This is a genomic window from Halobacteriovorax vibrionivorans, from assembly GCF_003346865.1.
GTDB lineage: Bacteria > Bdellovibrionota > Bacteriovoracia > Bacteriovoracales > Bacteriovoracaceae > Halobacteriovorax_A > Halobacteriovorax_A vibrionivorans.
Window position 1 is genome coordinate 328043 of sequence record NZ_QDKL01000003.1, and the last position, 17922, is coordinate 345964.

Sequence of the window (17922 nt, forward strand, 5' to 3'; positions counted from 1 at the left end):
GAAGCGTAATTTTAGAAATTAGATAGTAAGAATACAATAATTAGGACTTAAATATGGCACTTCCGACCCTAATGCAGTCACTTCCAAGCTCCAGGGCCACCTTCATATCACCACTCATACCCATTGAAAGTTTTAGATTAGGATCAATCTCATTTCTAATATCTACTAGTTTTTGGAATGATTCTCTAGGAGGAAGGCCACTGGCAGCGGCCATTGTCATGAGTCCTACAATATTGATATTTTTTAATTCTTTTGCTGCATTATAAAACTCTTGAACAGTTGAGCTATCCCACAGGCCACCTTTTTGTTCTTCTGCGCTCGTATTAACTTGAATATAGAAGTCTAATGGCCTAGCTAATTTTTCATCAAAGATTTTCATATGCTTTATTGAATCAAGTGATTGTACTGACTTTAAATTTGGAACTTGTGTAATCTTAGATATTTTCTTTGACTGGATGTGGCCAATAAAGTGCCACCTTATATCAGATAAGCCTAATTCTTGAGCTTTAAGTGCTTTAGGCAAGAGGGATTCAATTCGATTCTCTCCAAAGTCTCGATGGCCTAGATCGTAAACTTCTTTAATATCATCAAATTCACTATATTTTGTGACGGCCATAAGTTTATTCTTATCACCGATTTCATCTAGAATTTTTTGATAATTTTTAGTGATCACTTAGTTTTCTTATCATCTCTTTTTTTAAATCGTACTACGACTTCATAATCATCAAGTATCGACTCTAAAAGTGTTTTTGGATCAACATTTTTTAAATAATGTCTTAATTCCTCTTGAACAGAATCGATGAAGTCCTGCTTCGACTTTTTTGCATTAGCAAGAAGTCCATTAACGACATCATTTGGAAGAGGCAAATCATCAATCACTTTCTTGACTGCTTCTTCAGTCATAAAGGCTGCGCCTATTCCTATTGAAACTACCTTCTTGATGGTATCACCAAGTAGGCCTTCTTTATGATATTCTTTCTTATTGTCTTTTGAATCAGTCATTAAGATTTAGCTCTCTCATAAAAACTCTTCATCATTGACGGAAGAGATGTTTCAGTTAATTTATTAACAATCATTTTAGAACCAGGAATAAATCCTTTTACTTCAATCTCTAAGCTATAAGTGACTTCTGTCTTACCATCACCAAGATCTTTAAGATCCCAACCACCATCGTTGATTTTAAAGAGGTCACCTTTCTTAAAAGTCCATGCTACTTTATTAGGACGACTCATTTCCATATCCAATTGATAATTAAGTTTTTTAATCATATCAATTGAATACTCCACAACACCACTTGTTTCAGTCATGTCATGAACTTTAATATCATTAACACCAAGTACAAAGTCAGGATAAGACTCAAAGTCGACAATAACGTCGTATAATTTGTTAATATCAATATCAAATACTTCAGTTCGGCTTGCCTTTGCCATAATCAACTTCCCTGTTTAATCAATAAAGTAACTTATTTTAATAGCGTGGTTTTGTATCAAAGCGATGTTCAGCAACAATTCTTCTAATTGTCCCAGACTGACTTCTCATAACAATCGACTCAGTAACAGCACCCCAAGACTTAAACTTAACACCGTTTAAGAAACTTCCATCCGTTACACCAGTTGCACAAAACATTACATTTCCGGCCGCTAGTTCATCGATATTATAGATCTTATTAATATCATCTATTCCCATTGTCTTAGCGCGCTCAATTTCCTCATCATTTCTTGGCTTAAGTCTTCCTTGAAAGTCTCCACCAATACAACGAAGTGCTGCTGCAGCGATAACACCTTCAGGCGCACCACCGATACCAAAGAGGATATCAATACCTGAATCAGGCTCACTACATGCAATAGCTGCAGAAACATCACCGTCTCCAATTAATTGGATACGAGCTCCTGCATCCCTTACTTGTCTAATTAATTCTTCGTGACGAGGACGATCTAGAATAACTGCAGTTAAATCTTGGATTCGACACTTCTTGGCCTCTGCAAGTCTCTTTAAATTTTCAGCAGGAGTATCATCAATATTGATTAGGCCCTTACCTTCAGGGCCAACTGCGATTTTTTCCATATATGTATCAGGAGCGTTAAGGAAATTACCCTTTTCAGCAATGGCCATAACAGCAATTGAATTCCAACCACCATTTGCACAAACTGTTGTCCCCTCTAATGGATCAAGAGCAATATCAAGCTCAGGTCCATTACCAGAACCAACTTTCTCACCAATGTAGAGCATTGGAGCTTCATCTCGCTCACCTTCACCGATAACAACCGTTGCATTACACTCAACAGAGTCGAGCATTGTTCTCATAGCATCAACTGCTGCTTGGTCTGCAGCTTTTTCATCACCGCGTCCCATAAGCCTAGCACTGCTAATAGCGGCCATTTCTGTTACTCTTACAAATTCTAAAGCGAGGTTTCTATTCATTGGTAATCCTTTTAATTTGAAATATTTAGCTATATTTTAGGAAGTTAATTTCCAAATGAAAAGCCTTGTTTCAAATCAAATGAAGAATCTCGAGGTGTTTTATGAGTTATCCACTAATCTTACGCGTTAAAAACTTAAGATCCCCTTCTGAAATCAAAGACTCAGGGATATGCTGCACAAGTTCATTAGCGAATTCAAGCTTGTCTTGATCAATTGGTGAATCAATTAGGAATTCAATTTCTTCTTCATGAGTTAGAGGTTTGTCTGAAGGACGCACACTTAAGACTTTTCCAGTCTGAATACCTTCTCCATCAGTCCATTCTAGAATTGAATCCATCATAAGAATTTGAATTTTAGAAATTTCACCATCGCGATGGTGCCAAACAAAAATTTCAAATGGGCCATCACAACGCAACCATGTCTTAAGACCGATAGGCAGATCCATTTGTTCATCATATTCATGAATTGGTCTTAAATTCTTTGAAACATTAGAAACAGATAGAAAGTTTAGAAGTGATTTATCAAAGATATCACTTTTTACAAATTCAACTCCGATATTATCTTCTTCAACTCTTCTTACAATACATTTTACATTTACTTTCTGGTCATACCAGTGGATCTCTCCCGAGAACTCATCATCTAATTTAGCATTAACAACACCATCTTTTAGAGCGAGACTCATACCGCCATATGAAATATCTTTTACTTGGTAATTTACAGAATTATCATCTCTTTTAAAGACCAAGTAGCTAAATGGAAAACGTGGAAAAACACGCTTTTCAATAGATTGATGACCAGTTTTGATTAAATTGAGATGCTTTTTCATAGCTTCTGATATCCTTGTTTTTTTTGTTTTATCTAATTTATGTTAATTATTATAGACGTTTATGGCCTTAAGGTTTAAAGTTTAATTAATAGGAAAATTCTTCATTGAGTAGATATGTCAGATAACAATAAAAATAATGATAATAAAAAGAGCGCAACGAATACAATGACTGACAGAGAGTTATTAAGTGAATGGGAGATCGATAATCTACCTAATCGCTTAACTATTTTTCGTGTAGCTTTAATTCCTGTTATTTGCCTGACTCTTTATCTATGTTTATTTGAAGAAAATATCTTTAAGGCCACGCAAAAAACTCTTGGTTATATTGCTGCTTGGACATTTGTAGCGGCTTCTTTTACTGACTTCTTAGATGGATATATTGCTAGAAAAAGAAATATTGTCACAGTTTTTGGATCTTTCTTAGATCCTATTGCTGATAAATTCTTAGTTGTTTCTTCTCTTATTCTTCTTCAATCACTTAATCGTGTAAATGTACTAGTGGTTATCGTTTTAGTTATTAGAGAAATGTATATGACGGCATTGAGATTACTTGCAATGGAGAAAGGCCTAAAAGTAAGTGTCAATCAACTAGGAAAATGGAAAACAACATTTCAAATGATGGCCATTCCAATGCTTATGGCCTGGGATAAACCTTTTGGTTTCTCATTCCCACTTGTTGGTACGATATTGATTTATTTATCATTTTTCTTCTCTGTATTGTCTGCGCTAGTTTATACATTTGGACTTGCAAAGAGAATCACTGAAGTAAGGCAAGCAAAGAAAGCAAAAGTTTAAAAATACATACTAGGTTGAGCTCATGGAAGATAAATCAAATAAAAACTCTAAAGAAATCATTATCACTGTATCTGGTGCCGACAGACCGGGGATTACGGCAAAATTAATGAAAGTAATTAGTGATAATAATTCCGATATTACTGATATCAATCAGGCCATTACTCACAACCTACTTTCTCTTTCATTTGTCTTAAATATCAGTAGTGACAAGGATCATGATCAAAACGTTCTAAAAGAGCTACTTTTTGCGGCCCATGAAATGGGATTAAAGTTAGAATACTCTATTATTAAAGAAGACGTTAAATACAAGTCTCCTTACAATAGTTTTATAGTAAATTGTGTGGCCCCTAAGAAAATATCTGCAAGCTTCATTGCTGATATGTCACAAAATATCGCCTCAAATGGAATCAATATATATCGAATTGATAATGTATCTAAAGAAGGCTTTAACTCTCTAGAAGTTTTAACTGACGTTCCTGAGCAAGTTGATCTAAACAAAGTTAAAGAGGATCTACTTGCTATAAGTAATACGCACAGTACAGATATAGCCTTTATTAGAGACGATGTTTACAGAAGGTCAAAGAGACTAATTGTATTTGATATGGACTCAACTTTAATTCAAGCAGAAGTCATTGATGAACTTGCAAAAGTACATGGTATTGGCGCAAAAGTTAGCGCGATTACAGAAAGGGCCATGAATGGAGAACTCGATTTTAATCAGTCACTTGTTGAAAGAGTCTCGCACTTAAAAGGCCTTAAAGAATCAACGCTAGAAGATATCTGTCAAAACCTTCCCTTAACAGAGGGTGTTGAAGAATTCATAAAAACAGTAAAAAAATATGGATATAAAGTTGCATTAATTTCAGGTGGATTTACATACTTTGCAAATTACTTAAAGAACAAACTTGAATTAGACTATGCGTTTGCAAACGAGCTTGAATTTGAAAATGGTGAACTTACAGGCAAGGTAAAAGGTACAATTATCAACGCAGACCAAAAGGCCGTACTTGTAAACTTAATCTCTCAACAAGAAGGTATTTCTCTAGAACAAGTTGTGGCAATCGGTGACGGGGCCAATGACTTACCTATGCTAGCACAAGCAGGCCTTGGTATCGCTTTTCATGCAAAAGACATAGTGCGCAAAAACGCACAAAACCACATGAGTCACGGCCCAATGACATCTATTTTATACTTTCTAGGTATTCCAGGTCCTGAAGCAGAAATATAAATAGAAAGCGCTTATTACGTTAATAAAATCTTCATTTTTGTTGCGTTCTCGCCTAAGAATTTGATAAATAAGTTTCATGCGCGAAATGTTACAATCAAAAATACATAAGGCCGTCGTTACTCAGGCCGATCTTAACTATATAGGCTCAATTACTATTGATGAGGAGCTACTTGATCTCGTAGACTTATGGCCTGGTCAGAAAGTACTCATTGTTTCAAATACTAACGGTGCAAGACTTGAGACTTACGTTATTAAGGGAGAGCCCGGTAGTGGTGAGATATGCTTAAATGGTGCCGCTGCACACCTAATTAACGAAGGCCACGAAGTTATTATAATCGGCTTTCAGATGACAGATAAGAAAGACATTAGGCCAAAGCAAATCTTAGTCGATAAGAATAACAAATTCGTCCAATATCTATAATTTAACTCAACAGACAATCATATATGTTACAATTTCTTTATGCTTATAAAGGTATCAAAAAGATATAGTAACTTTGATATTAATGACTTCTTTGAAGAAAAAGATGAGTCATTAACAAGTATAAACACATTAGAGCTAATGGTTAAGCATAAATGTGAAGTCCACTTAAACCTCGATACTTTAACAAACCTTAAGAAGTTTTATATTTATGCTGACGGTGAATGTAGCCTAAATCTAATAGGCAAGGCTCCTTTAGAAATTCTCAAAATGAGAGGTGTTAAGAATTGTCATGATATACATATTCATGAGAGCTCACCTATTAAGATACTACAATTAACTGAGTGCAATCTACATGCGATTCCTAGTTGGCTCTACAAGCTCACTAAAATCGAAACACTAGAATTACAAAGAAATAAATTAACTGATCTTCCAATTGAATTTGAATGGCTCAAAAACCTCAAGAGATTAAATTTGGACAATAACCTATTTCAAGATGTTCCAAGAGTCCTTGCGAACCTTTGTGAACTTAACCATCTTTCATGTGATGCTAATGAGATAGGTCAACAGAAATTAAGAGACTTCTTACAACTTTTAAACAGTTAAACCTCAGGTTTAACACGATTTGATGCCTTTCGTATGCGATCGATTAGTGTTTCTAATAAAGTTCGAAACCATTTTGGTTGCTTATTAACATACATCTCAAATTTCGATGAAGGGATTACAAGAAGACGTGAATCAGTTAAGGCCTTAATTGTTGCACATCTTGGAGAATTATCAAAGAAGCTCATTTCCCCAACTAACTCTCCTTCAAAGATAGTGCCTATTTTTACTTCTTGGCTATTTTTTACTTTGAAGACACCAAGACTTCCCTCTTCCACGATATATACTTCGTTACTCTCTTCACCTTCACGAATTAAATATTGATCTTTATTTACAAATACCGTTGTAGGAGATGCCATAAATTACACCTTTATCTTTTCATTAGTAGTTCTTAAACGATCTGCAAGGGTTCTCATCATAGTTTGAAGCCACTTTGGTTGTGAATCTAAGAAAGCTTGGAATTTGTGAGCATCAAATACCTCAACTTCACTTTCACCAATAGACTTTACGGTTGCACATCGAGGCCTATTATCAAGAAAACTTACTTCTCCAACAAACTCTCCAGGATAAATGGTTCCAATCTGCTTTTGTCCATCTGTTGTTTGTTTAAAAACAGCAAGAGTTCCTTCTTTTAGAAGATACATACAATCACTTGCGCCACCTTCTTCAATCAAAACTTCACCTTGAACTAAGTTAATTTTTTCTCTCATCTTAGGCCTTAAATTTAAAGAAAAAGAACCTCATGACATGCATTAATAAAGTCATGCTGCTTTTGTGATAGCTTATCTTTCTCTAGAATATTTTCTTCATAATAAGTTTTATCAATAACGAGATCCAAAAGGTCTTTATCGTCATTACTTACTTGTATTATTCTAGCATATTTAGAAATAACTTCGATATTATTTAACTTAAAGCTAAATTTAGGAGTTCCACCATAGATATGTTGCCAACTAGAAGTGTCAGATATCTTTGAGATCATATCTGGAAGCATACAGATATCTTGTTCTGTAATATGTAAAACTTCGACATCCGTTTTATAGTACTTACCAAAAGAGTCTTGAATCGATGTTTTAATTTTCTCTTCTGAAAGACTGTTAGAAATATCAAATAGATTTATAACATTAGATCTTACTGACTTTACTCCAAGTGCCGTACTGGCCTCAAATTTAGAACGTAATAATTTATTCAAGATATCTAAATCTGCATTCATAAGGAGTGTTCCATGGTGTAGAGCACTATTTCTTATCTCTTTAAAAGCGCACCCCGATATCTTATAATCTTCACCTTCATGATCGACTCTTAAGTCATGACGTTGATTTTCAAATGCTCTAATCCCTAAACTTCTAAGGGCATCAACTATAATGCCAGCATTAGCAGATTTATCATAATGTGAGCGGGGGCCTATAAAAGAGTAATTCAAATTTCCAGGATCATGATAGACACAACCACCACCACTTTGTCTTCGTACAAGATTTATTCCTCGATCTCGTATTTCTTTTACACGACATTCAACCCATGGATTTTGAAACTTCCCCATTACGATACTAGGGGAACTCTTCCAAAGTAGAATGATCTGATCTTGACTTTCATTTTCACTGTGAGAGCGAAGTAAATGATTCTCATAGGCAAGATTAACAAATGGATTAAGAGACTCAAGAAGATATAGTTTTAGTTTAGAAGATGTCATATCGGCCACAGGAGAAGCTACTCATCAGATAGAAGATCCATATCTTCTTCTACTTTAGCAAAAATATCAAACTCCTTTAGGCCATTAGTTGATCGTTTACAAATACTTAGTTTTTCAACAAGCCCATGGCTTTGATCAGGAAAAGACTCATCTGCCATCTCTATCTTCTCAAGTGTTTGCTTAAATGGCGCACAACCGTTTTTAAGGACCAAGAGAGAAAGATATTTTGATAAGGGAAGCTCTTCAATTTTTACAGATGCGTTTATCTTAGAGAGGTATTCACTATTTAAACGAGTTAACTCATTTAAAGAGGAGGCGATCTCCTGTTCTTTATGAGTTAAACGACGAGCTGACACGTTCACAATATTGATACAAAAACCAATAATGATTAATATAGATGAGGTTTTTAAGTTAAGTTTCATATGTAATTCCTTTTACATACAGAAATTTTGACTTATTTTGTCTTCTTTGGCAATGCAGTGGCAAAATTTATTACTTCGCGAAAGTTATCAGCAATTGTGACGTCACTATCCAATTCATACTTTCCACGTAAATGAATTGTTTCAACAAGAGGAAAATCGAGATCATCACTCATTTTATCTCCTACCATATACGAATCAGAAAGCTTAATTGGAAAGTCATAACATGCCTCTAGTAGCATTCCTGGATGAGGCTTACGACAAAGAGAGTGGAATTTATACTGGCCGACACCTTTTAAGAATTCAAATGGTGCAATATAAAAAGCATCGATGAGATTTTGTAATGAATCATTTAATGCATTATTAAAATGAACAACATCTTCATATTCAAACATTCCTTTTGATACACCAGATTGATTAGTTAAAACGATTTTAAGACGTTCAATATTGAACTCATTTAAGAGGAATTCATATGCCCCCTCTTTAAGCTCTAAATCATCAACCTTATGCACATATGAATGATCAACGTTTAAAACACCATCGCGATCAAGAAATACAGCAGGTCGATAAGCCTGCTTCTTATGGTAAGACTTAACTATTGGCATCACTGCTTTCTCAAAATGAGGCATCCCCACTGGATCAACAGCATCAACATAGAACACACCACTAGCAGCGTAATATTCAGAGCAAAGTGTGATATCCATTACTTCAGGAAAGAATTTTTCATTATTTTCCAACTCTTCACCATTGAGATTTAGTTTTGATAAATAGTAGTACTCACAATTACCATTCTTAGGTAAGTCATAAATATTAAATAGGTCTGGCCTCACACTACTTTTATAAGTAATGAACAAAACCTTATTACCTTCATTCACTAGATCCTTTAGTTGGCCATCGTCTTCAAACTCTAAAACTTGAAAAAGGTCACATTCTAGTTCTTTTATCTCTTTATAGTCACGTTGACAGAGAACAATATCAAACATATTTAATCCTTGCGCTTAAACTTCATTGAGCAGTTAATTTTGTAAGAAGGTGCCGTAAACTTATTCATAGGCTTAACCCTTACTTGAAGGTTATCTCCACCAATGGAGATATTAAATGAAGAGATCTCGGGATTTAAATCGTGAATTCTTATCTCTTCAACTTCTGTGTAATTTACGACATGACAATAATCTAAATCATAACTTTTATGCTTATAAAAACAAATCCCTTGGACAACATCTTTATTTCCAAGCCCCATTAAAGGAAGTAAGGATTCAATAAATTTGGCCTTATCTTGACTGAGTAATTTAGTAAATATTTCGTGATAATGCTTAATTAAATGACGATAGAGAATATAGAGGTCATCACGGTCTGCATCCTTAAGCTCTCCTGGCAGTTGAGTCTTTGTCCAAAGGGAGTCAAATCGTCCACTATATTCAAGTCCATGTCTATTATAAAGAGAGCTAGCAAAACGATCAAATTCCTTATCAATAAATTCATTTAAAGTATTTTGAACGAAGCCAATTGAGTCATATGATCTAAAGTACTTTTCAAAAATACTCTTCGCACCAGCAGACTTAGTTGTGATATTGGCACCACTTTTAACAAGCTTTAAGCTAATTGGAACAATCTTCAAATCACCGCTTTTTATATCTTGAACTTGTACAACGATATCTGCTTCATGTAGGCGTTCTTTAATAATATGATCGTGTCTCTTACCGACGACGGTAACGTTTTTAATTTCACCTTCAATATTTGAGCTTAAATCCTTGGCCATCTCAATTGCCAGAAGAGGAAGTTTTGCCAATAGGTTACGATCATATTGCCTTAACCAACTTTCATACTCTCTCATCATAGTTAAAAGCTCACTATCCACATTCTTCAAGAATAGAGACTCTACTTTACTGACAATAGCAATTTGACGGGCCACTAAAAACTCAAAAAGATTGCCCTTCACTTCATTTTTGAGTGCTTCTAATTGAGTATTATTATGTATTTCTTTAAAGTTCTTGGTAACCATATTCCCTATTTAAAAAAAGTGAAGTTTTTTGTGGCCATAAAGCTTTGACTTTATTATTCTTTTTAAAAACCATACTAGCTCAACACTATTGGAATGTCATGATTGGATTTCCATCTATTCTGGAAGGAATAGAAGACTTAAATCGAGAGCAAGTTGAGAAACTCCTCGCTCGCACAAAGGAACTAAAAATTGGTTCCCCTGCTAGACTTCCCCTAAAAAGAAAAATTTCAGTTGCAACCTCTTTCCTAGAGAATTCAACACGTACAAAACTTTCATTCATAATGGCCATAAACCTACTTAAAGGTATTCACATTGATTTTGAGGCAGAGAAGTCTTCACTTAAAAAAGGTGAAAGTCTAGAACAAACACTTCTGACTCTTAACTATCAAGGTTTTGATATATGCATCGTTCGAACAAAGGAAACGAAGCTCTTATCTCAATTTAAACAAAGGCCACCTATAAAAATGATTAACGGTGGAGATGGAACAAATGAGCATCCAACTCAGGCCCTGCTCGATCTCTATACTTTAAATGAATTATTTAATGGCGAGTTAGCAGGAAAGAAAGTTTGTATTGCAGGAGATTGTACTCATTCACGTGTAACACATTCTCTTATGAAGCTTCTGCCACAATTTGGTATTGAAATTACCCTATGTGGGCCTAAAGAGTTCCTACCGAAAGAAATACCTGCAGGTATTAAAACAAATGCAAATCTAGAAGAAGCATTAAAAGAAACAGATGCTGTTTATCTGTTAAGAATTCAAGCTGAAAGACATGAGAATCAATTTGATATGTCCACTTACAATGAGAAATGGGGACTAAACTTAGATTTAATTCGTCAGGTAGGCCGCAAGATTCCAGTGTTTCACCCAGGTCCAGCAAATATAGGTATTGAAGTGGATCAAGAATTAGTAGATTCAAACCTATGGATGGCCCACAAGCAAGTAGAAAACTCAGTATATGTACGTATGGCAATCATTGAGGCAATGGTTACTAATGGCGATACAAATATTGGTGCAAAATATAACACAATTAACTTTGATAAAGGATTAACGACAAATGAAGAAAACAAAGTCTGATGGTCAATTGACATCATCACAACAGTCGGAACTTAATTTTCAAACCTCTCTTAAACAAACTCCTATTTTTCTTCATTTTCCAGATCATACAAAATTCCAAGCATATATTAATCTCCCTAATAACGACTCTCGACTAAAAGATGGTATTTTTGGTGAAGCGGCTTTTACAACGGGAATGAGCGGATACCAAGAAACAGCTACCGATCCATCCTTCCTTGGTCAACATATCATTTTCACAACGGCCCATGTTGGAAATTACGAATACAATGAGAAAGTTTCCCAAAGTCTTATTTCACAAAAACCATTGGCCCAAAGTTTAATAGCACGAAACTTTTCATATAATGAGTTCTTAGAAAATTGTGATACTCCACTAATAAGTGACGTCGACACAAGAGCTCTTACAAAATACTTATCATGTGAATCAAAAGATCACCGCTGTCTTATAGCAACAAGTGAAGAAGCACCAAATTTTAATAATCACAAATTGATTTGTAATGAATTATCTAGAGTATCAATAAAAGAGAAGAAGTGGATAATTGAAGGTAAAAATCCGATTGTCGTTATGGATTATGGGATAAAAAAATCAATCGTAAATTATTTAAAAGACCTTGGACATCCCCTAGTGGTTGTTCCTAACAATACGCCTGCACAGGAAGTTATGGAATTTAGACCAAGGATGGTCTTTTTATCAAATGGGCCAGGAGATCCAAAAGAATATAAAGAAGAGATTTCACAAGTAAAAGAAATTCTAAAATCAGATATTCCGGTTAGGGGAATCTGTCTAGGACATCAACTTATTGGCCTTGCGTGTGAAATGGAAACAATAAAACTTCCATTTGGACAAAGAGGGGCAAACCACCCAGTCTACAATCATGGAGATGAGTCCCTACTTATCACAAGTCAAAATCATGGTTATGCAATTGATGCAGAATCATTTAATTCAAAAAGACTTGAAAACGAATTTAATCTAAAACTTTTTTGTGAGTTCACTTCCCTATTTGATCGCTCACTTGAAGGTTTAAGAAGTTACGATTCAAGAATCCGAAGTGTACAATTTCACCCAGAATCAAACCCTGGGCCTAAAGACGCCTTCGTTTTCTTTGAAGAAATTAAAGAATTTTTAAATGGAGATATTAAAAAATATAATCCTGAAGATATTAAAGAGATTCCAGAATATCACCAAGGCCAAATGGAGTCACCTTATAAGAAAATTCTCTTAATTGGATCTGGGCCAATAAAAATAGGTCAAGCCTCTGAGTTTGATTATAGTGGGACACAGGCATTAAAGTCACTTAGAGAGCTTGGATTTGAAGTAATACTACTAAATTCAAATCCAGCAACTATCATGACTGATAAAGAGATGAGTCATCGAACATATATTGAGCCTATTACCAAAGAAACTATTAAAAAAATTATCCTAAAAGAAAATGTCGATGCAGTCTTATCCACAATGGGAGGTCAAACAGCACTTAATATGTGCATAGAACTAGAAAAAGAAAATTTTCTAAAGGACAACGGTGTCGCTCTATTGGGAGCAAATACAGATACAATTGAAAGAACAGAAGACCGTGAATTATTTGCAAAAGAACTAGATAAGCTTGGCTATAAATCGGGTAAGAGATTTTGTGCAAAGAGTTTTGAACACGCACTAGAGCTTGCTGACAATGATGTAAAATTTCCTTTAATTATTAGACGTGACTTTGCTCTTGGAGGAAAAGGTGCCGCTTTAGTTCACAATCTAAAAGAGCTAGAAGAAACCTTATCGTCAAGTGATGTAAAGTTTCCAATTACCATGGAAAAATCTCTTCTAGGATGGAAAGAACTTGAACTAGAAGTAATGGTTGATAAAAATCGCTGTGGTGTTGTCATTTGCTCTATTGAAAATGTCGACCCATGTGGAATTCACACAGGTGATTCCATTACAGTTGCTCCTGCTCAAACAATCTCTGATCGTTGTTACCAACAACTAAGAACCATGTCTCTAACGATTGCTAAACATATGAATGTCGTAGCCGGTGGTGCAAATGTGCAATTTGCAGTAAATCCACTAGATGAAGATGATATTGTTGTTATCGAGATGAATCCAAGAGTTTCAAGATCATCGGCGCTAGCTTCCAAGGCCACAGGTTATCCTATTGCAAAAATCTCTGCTGGCCTAGCTGTAGGTCTAACATTATTTGAAATTTTGAACGATATCACACGTATCTCTCCAGTAGCATTTGAGCCGACGCTAGATTATGTTGCAGTAAAGATACCAATTTTTCCTTTTAATAAATTCCCTTCAAGCTCACAGGTTCTAGGCCCTCAAATGAGATCTGTGGGAGAAGTTCTTGCACTCGGTGGAAATTTTAATGAAGCTTTTATGAAGGCCCTTCGTGCTACAGAACAAGGACTTGAAGTACCTTCACTTGAGCAATTAAAAACAACCCCTTATCCATTAACAAAAGAATATCTTAAAGAGCGCTTAACAAATCAAAGAGAGCTATCTCTACTAACGGCCCTTGAAGCTTTAAGACAAGGATTTACGACACAAGAGATTTATGAAATAAGCTCCATCACTCCTTGGTTTGTTAATCAAATGGCCTTATTCCATCGAGATGAAGTTGCCCTTAAAAACTCTCCAGATTTAATTAAAGACAAAGAATCTCTTTTTAATCTAAAAAAGAATGGTTTCTCAGATAAGTACTTGGCCTTATTAACTGGTAAAAGCCTTGAGGCAATTCTTGACCAAAGAATAGCAAATAACATAAGACCAGTCTTTAAGGCCGTCGATACATGCTCAGGTGAGTTTAACGCTCTGACACCTTATTTTTACTCTACATACACACAATTTAGTGACGTAAAACCTATATCAGAAGAAAGTTGTGCAATATTTGGTTCTGGTCCAAATCGTATTGGACAAGGAATTGAGTTTGACTACTCATGTGTAAAAAGTTGTATGGAATTAAAAGAGCAAGGAGTAAAGTCTATACTCCTTAACTCAAATCCTGAAACAGTTTCAACAGATTATGATAGCTCCGATAGACTCTATCTTACTCCTCTATTTTCAGAAGACCTTTTTGAAATCCTAAGTTTTGAATCTCCAGAACAAATTATCACTTCATTTAGTGGTCAAACAGGGATTAATATTCGCTCTCATCTTGAGGCACCATTTAGAAAGAAGCATCAAGAATTTAACTTTTTAGGACCTTCACTTGAATTACTCGATACGGTTGAGGATCGAAAACGTTTTGATAGCCTAACTAAGGAAGTTCCTCTATCGCATACAACTTCTAAAGAAGTTAGAGGTTATAAAAACTTCATTAACGCTATTACTGAGGTAGGCTTCCCAGTCATCATTAGACCAAGTTATGTTATTGGTGGTGAAAGTATGTTTATCTTTGAGGGCCCAGAGGATATCGAAAATCTTCCTGATCAAATTTTAAAAAGCCTTCATGAAAACTCGATAGTTTTCCAGGTCGAAAATTATATTTCTGGTGCACTGGAGTATGATGTTGACTTAATAAGAGATAAAAACGGTAATACTGTATTTACAGTATGTGAGCATATTGAATATGCAGGAGTTCATTCCGGTGATTCTGGTATGATATCTCCTCCTGCCAAAGCAAATGATAATACCATCAACAAAATGAGAGAACTTGCCTGCCAGATGGCAGATATTATGAAGATTACTGGGCCAGTAAACTTCCAATTTGCTCTTAAGGGTGAAGATATCTATTGTATTGAAGCGAACCCAAGAGGCTCTCGAACGATTCCTTTCCTATCAAAGGCCTACGATATAAATCTTGCGGCCATTGCAACAAAAGCATTACTTGGAAAAGAAATTGAAACAATAAGTAATATCAAAGGTGATTATCATATCATTAAGCAGTCGACATTTCCTTTTGATCGATTTGTACAAGATTCAATTATCCTTGGCCCAAAAATGCGCTCTACTGGAGAAACACTTGGTATTGATAAAGACACAGATCTTGCAATGTTAAAGTCGTACTTGGGAAATTATCCAGACATAACAAATAAGAAGTCAGTTCTTGTATCTCTAGCAAAAAAAGACGATCCAAAGTTAATTGAAAATATCCAAAAGCTATCAGAACTTGGACTTAATTTCTATGCGACTAAAGGGACACATAAATTCTTAAAAGAAGAATGCAATGTAGATGCGACTTTAATTAATAAATTAGCAGATAAAGGTGACAATCTTTCAATGCTTGATGCTATCAAGAAAGACGATATGGCCTTCGTACTAAACACACCATTAAATCAGGGACGCTCACAATCCGATGGAGAATTTATTAGAAATGCCGCCATCCAATATGCTGTCCCATGCTTTACTAGAATAGAAAATATTAAGGCAGTAACAAGTTCCATTATTAAATCATATACCACAGAACTTGAACCAGTAAGCCTTCAAGAAATGAGTGGAGAGGTATAAATGGAAAAGACCTTTGTAGCGCTAGATAATATGGATAAGGATCAAGTTAGACAGCTTCTAAGTGACTATCCTCAAATCAAAAAAGTTAAAATTGGACTTGAACTCTATTTAAAGTATGGCAATTCGATAGTTAATGAAATTGCAAATGACTTTAACGTTGAAATCTTTCTCGATTTAAAACTACATGACATCCCTTCAACTGTTGCAAAGGCAATTTCAGCGCTAAAAGGCCTACCAATTAACTTCTTAACGATTCATGCAAGTGGTGGAAGAAAAATGTTAGAAGCAGCATTTGAAAGTGCACAAGAAAATCTTCCAAACTGCCAACTTCTTGCCGTTACAATTCTAACTTCTCATACAACACGAGAAATTAAAGATATATGGGGAAGAGAATATAAAGAGAGTTTAAGCGCATTACTTAATGAGATCACAAAAGCACAAATCACAGGCCTTGTATGCTCTGCCCAAGACCTGTCCATTATTAGCGCACAAGAAAATGAAACAAACTTAAGCTTTACAAAAGTGACACCAGGGATTCGGCTAAAGAATGATGAAAGTGATGATCAAACAAGGATCATGACACCTGAAGATGCAATTAAGGCCGGCAGTAACTTTCTTGTCGTTGGGCGCTCTATAACTAAAAACCCCAATTCGATTTTAGAAGGTCACTACCCTTAATTACATATCCCAGTAACTTTCTTCTAAGCTCTGCTCTTTTACTGGCAAATTGCGCGATAGTCTTGGCGACTTTTGCTTAAGAACCTCGTAACTAGTTCTATTTGCATATTTACATAATTGGTGAATCGAAGAATAAGTTAAGTAGGTACCATCATGCTTAATTGAATGCGGTAAGAGTTTACGGTGATAAACATTAGCAGAGATATCATGCAAAATAGCTGCAAGTGCAGCATCTCCAGCACCATTAGTATTTTCAATACTCTCAGGTCCTCCCATAAAAGGATTAATATGAGAGTAAATCTTTATAGGCTCTTTACAATGTTCTTTTAGTTGTCCACGAGAATATTCAAATTGATTATAGTTTTCAATTGATTTTGAATGCAGCTTATCTTTAGTTTCTCTGGCCTTTTGCTTACATGCCCAAGAGGCCATATAAAGGCCCTGGTCGCCATCAGTAATAAGAGCAAGATCAGTAATATCTAAAACGGCCTGTCCAATTAATAGTGGATCATCAATTCCTAAAAGAGCATGAGCTTCCTGGCGATTCATGGCCAAGACATTTACATTCTCTTTTACAAAGTCAAAAAAGAAATCGCGATTCTCTTCAATAAGTGAACTTGTTCCAAGAGCAAATACAACTGGAACCTTATATTTCTTGGCTATGCTTACGGCCTTAAGGGTAGCTTTAAACAACGGAGCGCTATGATCTCTTAACAAGAATGCAGTAACTAAGAGGGCACTTGAGTTTTTTATTAATTCATAAGGAATGAATGATTCATCTAATTGATTCATTATTCCTTTTCCAATAGCGAATGTACGCTCTTTATCAGGAGTGATCATACAAATTGCTCTGGCCATTTGCCCTTTACAAGGCTGTAAATAGCTAAAATCTACTTTAGATGAAGTACTGCAAATATACTTAAAGGCATAATCCCCTACTTTTATATTTTCACAAATAGTTCCCAGAGCAAATGATTGATCATCTGATAAAACTGAGTAATTATGAAGGGTATTCCCAACGGCACCACCAGCATATTGGCCAAGAATTTTATCGTTTTCTAAACAGTCTTGATAAAGCTCTTCAACGATGTGATCAGGTAAGATATAAGATTCACCTGGTGAAAGCTTATAGCGCTTTAATAGATCTGTTGGGGCATCAATTTCGATATCAACTAATAATTGATCGATTCCAACAATATATACATTTTCCTTACTGTTGAAATCTGTTTCAAATGAAAGTCTGCCTTTAGCACTTACCGGAAAGTAGTGCTTGGAGCGTCTCTTACCTGGAAATCTCATGGTAGTTCCTAAACTATTGTAGTCAAAAATTTTAA

Annotated in this window: 19 protein-coding genes; 7 read left to right on the top strand and 12 right to left on the bottom strand. The window is 35.2% G+C overall.

Features of this window, described 5'->3' with window-relative positions:
• Window positions 1-40 precede the first annotated feature (40 nt).
• From DAY19_RS12305 to DAY19_RS12325, 5 genes are all read right to left on the bottom strand, one after another.
• Entirely contained in the window at window positions 41-673 is a 633-nt protein-coding gene (locus DAY19_RS12305) for a YggS family pyridoxal phosphate-dependent enzyme (protein WP_115362885.1), read from the bottom strand.
• Window positions 670-1002: a hypothetical protein gene (locus DAY19_RS12310; RefSeq protein WP_115362887.1), complete on the bottom strand. Its 333-nt coding sequence runs from the start codon at window positions 1000-1002 to the stop codon at window positions 670-672. Before DAY19_RS12310 ends, DAY19_RS12305 begins: the two co-directional genes overlap by 4 nt.
• A complete protein-coding gene (locus tag DAY19_RS12315; protein ID WP_115362889.1) occupies window positions 1002-1430 on the bottom strand; it encodes a type II toxin-antitoxin system RatA family toxin in 429 nt (142 codons plus the stop codon). The genes DAY19_RS12310 and DAY19_RS12315 overlap by 1 nt, the downstream gene beginning before the upstream one ends.
• 37 nt (window positions 1431-1467) lie before the next feature.
• The gene (gene glpX / locus DAY19_RS12320) at window positions 1468-2421 is read right to left on the bottom strand and encodes a class II fructose-bisphosphatase (RefSeq protein WP_115362891.1); all 954 of its coding nucleotides are present in this window, start codon (window positions 2419-2421) and stop codon (window positions 1468-1470) included.
• A gap of 106 nt (window positions 2422-2527) precedes the next feature.
• Entirely contained in the window at window positions 2528-3247 is a 720-nt protein-coding gene (locus tag DAY19_RS12325) for a PilZ domain-containing protein (protein WP_115362893.1), read from the bottom strand.
• Between the two features lie 114 nt (window positions 3248-3361).
• Here DAY19_RS12325 and pgsA point away from each other — a divergent pair, with 114 nt between their 5' ends.
• The 4 genes from pgsA (at window position 3362) to DAY19_RS12345 (ending at window position 6294) form a co-directional block, all read left to right on the top strand.
• Entirely contained in the window at window positions 3362-4042 is a 681-nt protein-coding gene (gene pgsA / locus DAY19_RS12330) for a CDP-diacylglycerol--glycerol-3-phosphate 3-phosphatidyltransferase (RefSeq protein WP_115362895.1), read from the top strand.
• Between the two features lie 22 nt (window positions 4043-4064).
• Entirely contained in the window at window positions 4065-5270 is a 1206-nt protein-coding gene (serB, locus tag DAY19_RS12335) for a phosphoserine phosphatase SerB (protein ID WP_115362897.1), read from the top strand.
• A gap of 76 nt (window positions 5271-5346) precedes the next feature.
• Window positions 5347-5691: an aspartate 1-decarboxylase gene (gene panD, locus DAY19_RS12340; protein WP_115362899.1), complete on the top strand. Its 345-nt coding sequence runs from the start codon at window positions 5347-5349 to the stop codon at window positions 5689-5691.
• Between the two features lie 39 nt (window positions 5692-5730).
• Complete coding sequence (locus tag DAY19_RS12345; RefSeq protein WP_115362901.1) at window positions 5731-6294, top strand: leucine-rich repeat domain-containing protein; 564 nt, start codon at window positions 5731-5733, stop codon at window positions 6292-6294.
• Here the strand turns inward: DAY19_RS12345 and DAY19_RS12350 are convergent.
• Genes DAY19_RS12350 through DAY19_RS12375 form a run of 6 tightly spaced genes read right to left on the bottom strand, consistent with a single transcriptional unit; the run spans window position 6291 to window position 10399 of the window.
• Complete coding sequence (locus DAY19_RS12350; protein WP_115362903.1) at window positions 6291-6650, bottom strand: Crp/Fnr family transcriptional regulator; 360 nt, start codon at window positions 6648-6650, stop codon at window positions 6291-6293. The genes DAY19_RS12345 and DAY19_RS12350 overlap by 4 nt on opposite strands.
• A gap of 3 nt (window positions 6651-6653) precedes the next feature.
• Window positions 6654-7001: a Crp/Fnr family transcriptional regulator gene (locus tag DAY19_RS12355; protein ID WP_115362904.1), complete on the bottom strand. Its 348-nt coding sequence runs from the start codon at window positions 6999-7001 to the stop codon at window positions 6654-6656.
• A 14-nt stretch (window positions 7002-7015) separates the two neighbouring features.
• Window positions 7016-7978, bottom strand: coding sequence for a lipoate--protein ligase family protein (locus tag DAY19_RS12360; protein WP_233500282.1), 963 nt, complete (start codon window positions 7976-7978; stop codon window positions 7016-7018).
• Window positions 7979-7995: 17 nt separating this feature from the next.
• The gene (locus DAY19_RS12365; protein ID WP_115362906.1) at window positions 7996-8400 is read right to left on the bottom strand and encodes a hypothetical protein; all 405 of its coding nucleotides are present in this window, start codon (window positions 8398-8400) and stop codon (window positions 7996-7998) included.
• Window positions 8401-8432: 32 nt separating this feature from the next.
• A complete protein-coding gene (locus tag DAY19_RS12370) occupies window positions 8433-9380 on the bottom strand; it encodes an HAD-IIIA family hydrolase (RefSeq protein ID WP_115362907.1) in 948 nt (315 codons plus the stop codon).
• Window positions 9381-9382: 2 nt separating this feature from the next.
• A complete protein-coding gene (locus DAY19_RS12375; protein WP_115362908.1) occupies window positions 9383-10399 on the bottom strand; it encodes a hypothetical protein in 1017 nt (338 codons plus the stop codon).
• 98 nt (window positions 10400-10497) lie between these two features.
• Here DAY19_RS12375 and DAY19_RS12380 point away from each other — a divergent pair, with 98 nt between their 5' ends.
• The 3 genes from DAY19_RS12380 to pyrF are packed head-to-tail and all read left to right on the top strand — an operon-like array spanning window position 10498 to window position 16588.
• On the top strand, window positions 10498-11478 hold the full coding sequence (locus tag DAY19_RS12380) for an aspartate carbamoyltransferase catalytic subunit (RefSeq protein ID WP_115362909.1): 981 nt from the start codon (window positions 10498-10500) through the stop codon (window positions 11476-11478).
• Window positions 11459-15910 (top strand): carbamoyl-phosphate synthase large subunit, encoded by a 4452-nt coding sequence (gene carB / locus DAY19_RS12385; RefSeq protein ID WP_115362910.1) that lies wholly within the window; start codon window positions 11459-11461, stop codon window positions 15908-15910. Before DAY19_RS12380 ends, carB begins: the two co-directional genes overlap by 20 nt.
• Window positions 15911-16588 carry an orotidine-5'-phosphate decarboxylase gene (pyrF, locus tag DAY19_RS12390; RefSeq protein WP_115362911.1) on the top strand — a complete coding sequence of 226 codons (678 nt, stop codon included), beginning with the start codon at window positions 15911-15913 and terminating at the stop codon, window positions 16586-16588. It begins immediately after the preceding gene.
• Here the strand turns inward: pyrF and DAY19_RS12395 are convergent, their stop codons facing one another.
• Window positions 16589-17887 carry an inosine/guanosine kinase gene (locus DAY19_RS12395; RefSeq protein WP_115362912.1) on the bottom strand — a complete coding sequence of 433 codons (1299 nt, stop codon included), beginning with the start codon at window positions 17885-17887 and terminating at the stop codon, window positions 16589-16591.
• Window positions 17888-17922: the final 35 nt, after the last annotated feature.

Excerpts from the sequence above, each read along its gene's own strand:
- DAY19_RS12310 (WP_115362887.1), bottom strand. The coding sequence starts at position 1,002 with ATGACTGATTCAAAAGACAATAAGAAAGAATATCATAAAGAAGGCCTA.
- DAY19_RS12315 (WP_115362889.1), bottom strand. The coding sequence starts at position 1,430 with ATGGCAAAGGCAAGCCGAACTGAAGTATTTGATATTGATATTAACAAA.
- glpX (WP_115362891.1), bottom strand. The coding sequence starts at position 2,421 with ATGAATAGAAACCTCGCTTTAGAATTTGTAAGAGTAACAGAAATGGCC.
- DAY19_RS12325 (WP_115362893.1), bottom strand. The coding sequence starts at position 3,247 with ATGAAAAAGCATCTCAATTTAATCAAAACTGGTCATCAATCTATTGAA.
- pgsA (WP_115362895.1), top strand. The coding sequence starts at position 3,362 with ATGTCAGATAACAATAAAAATAATGATAATAAAAAGAGCGCAACGAAT.
- serB (WP_115362897.1), top strand. The coding sequence starts at position 4,065 with ATGGAAGATAAATCAAATAAAAACTCTAAAGAAATCATTATCACTGTA.
- panD (WP_115362899.1), top strand. The coding sequence starts at position 5,347 with ATGCGCGAAATGTTACAATCAAAAATACATAAGGCCGTCGTTACTCAG.
- DAY19_RS12345 (WP_115362901.1), top strand. The coding sequence starts at position 5,731 with ATGCTTATAAAGGTATCAAAAAGATATAGTAACTTTGATATTAATGAC.
- DAY19_RS12350 (WP_115362903.1), bottom strand. The coding sequence starts at position 6,650 with ATGGCATCTCCTACAACGGTATTTGTAAATAAAGATCAATATTTAATT.
- DAY19_RS12355 (WP_115362904.1), bottom strand. The coding sequence starts at position 7,001 with ATGAGAGAAAAAATTAACTTAGTTCAAGGTGAAGTTTTGATTGAAGAA.
- DAY19_RS12360 (WP_233500282.1), bottom strand. The coding sequence starts at position 7,978 with ATGACATCTTCTAAACTAAAACTATATCTTCTTGAGTCTCTTAATCCA.
- DAY19_RS12365 (WP_115362906.1), bottom strand. The coding sequence starts at position 8,400 with ATGAAACTTAACTTAAAAACCTCATCTATATTAATCATTATTGGTTTT.
- DAY19_RS12370 (WP_115362907.1), bottom strand. The coding sequence starts at position 9,380 with ATGTTTGATATTGTTCTCTGTCAACGTGACTATAAAGAGATAAAAGAA.
- DAY19_RS12375 (WP_115362908.1), bottom strand. The coding sequence starts at position 10,399 with ATGGTTACCAAGAACTTTAAAGAAATACATAATAATACTCAATTAGAA.
- DAY19_RS12380 (WP_115362909.1), top strand. The coding sequence starts at position 10,498 with ATGATTGGATTTCCATCTATTCTGGAAGGAATAGAAGACTTAAATCGA.
- carB (WP_115362910.1), top strand. The coding sequence starts at position 11,459 with ATGAAGAAAACAAAGTCTGATGGTCAATTGACATCATCACAACAGTCG.
- pyrF (WP_115362911.1), top strand. The coding sequence starts at position 15,911 with ATGGAAAAGACCTTTGTAGCGCTAGATAATATGGATAAGGATCAAGTT.
- DAY19_RS12395 (WP_115362912.1), bottom strand. The coding sequence starts at position 17,887 with ATGAGATTTCCAGGTAAGAGACGCTCCAAGCACTACTTTCCGGTAAGT.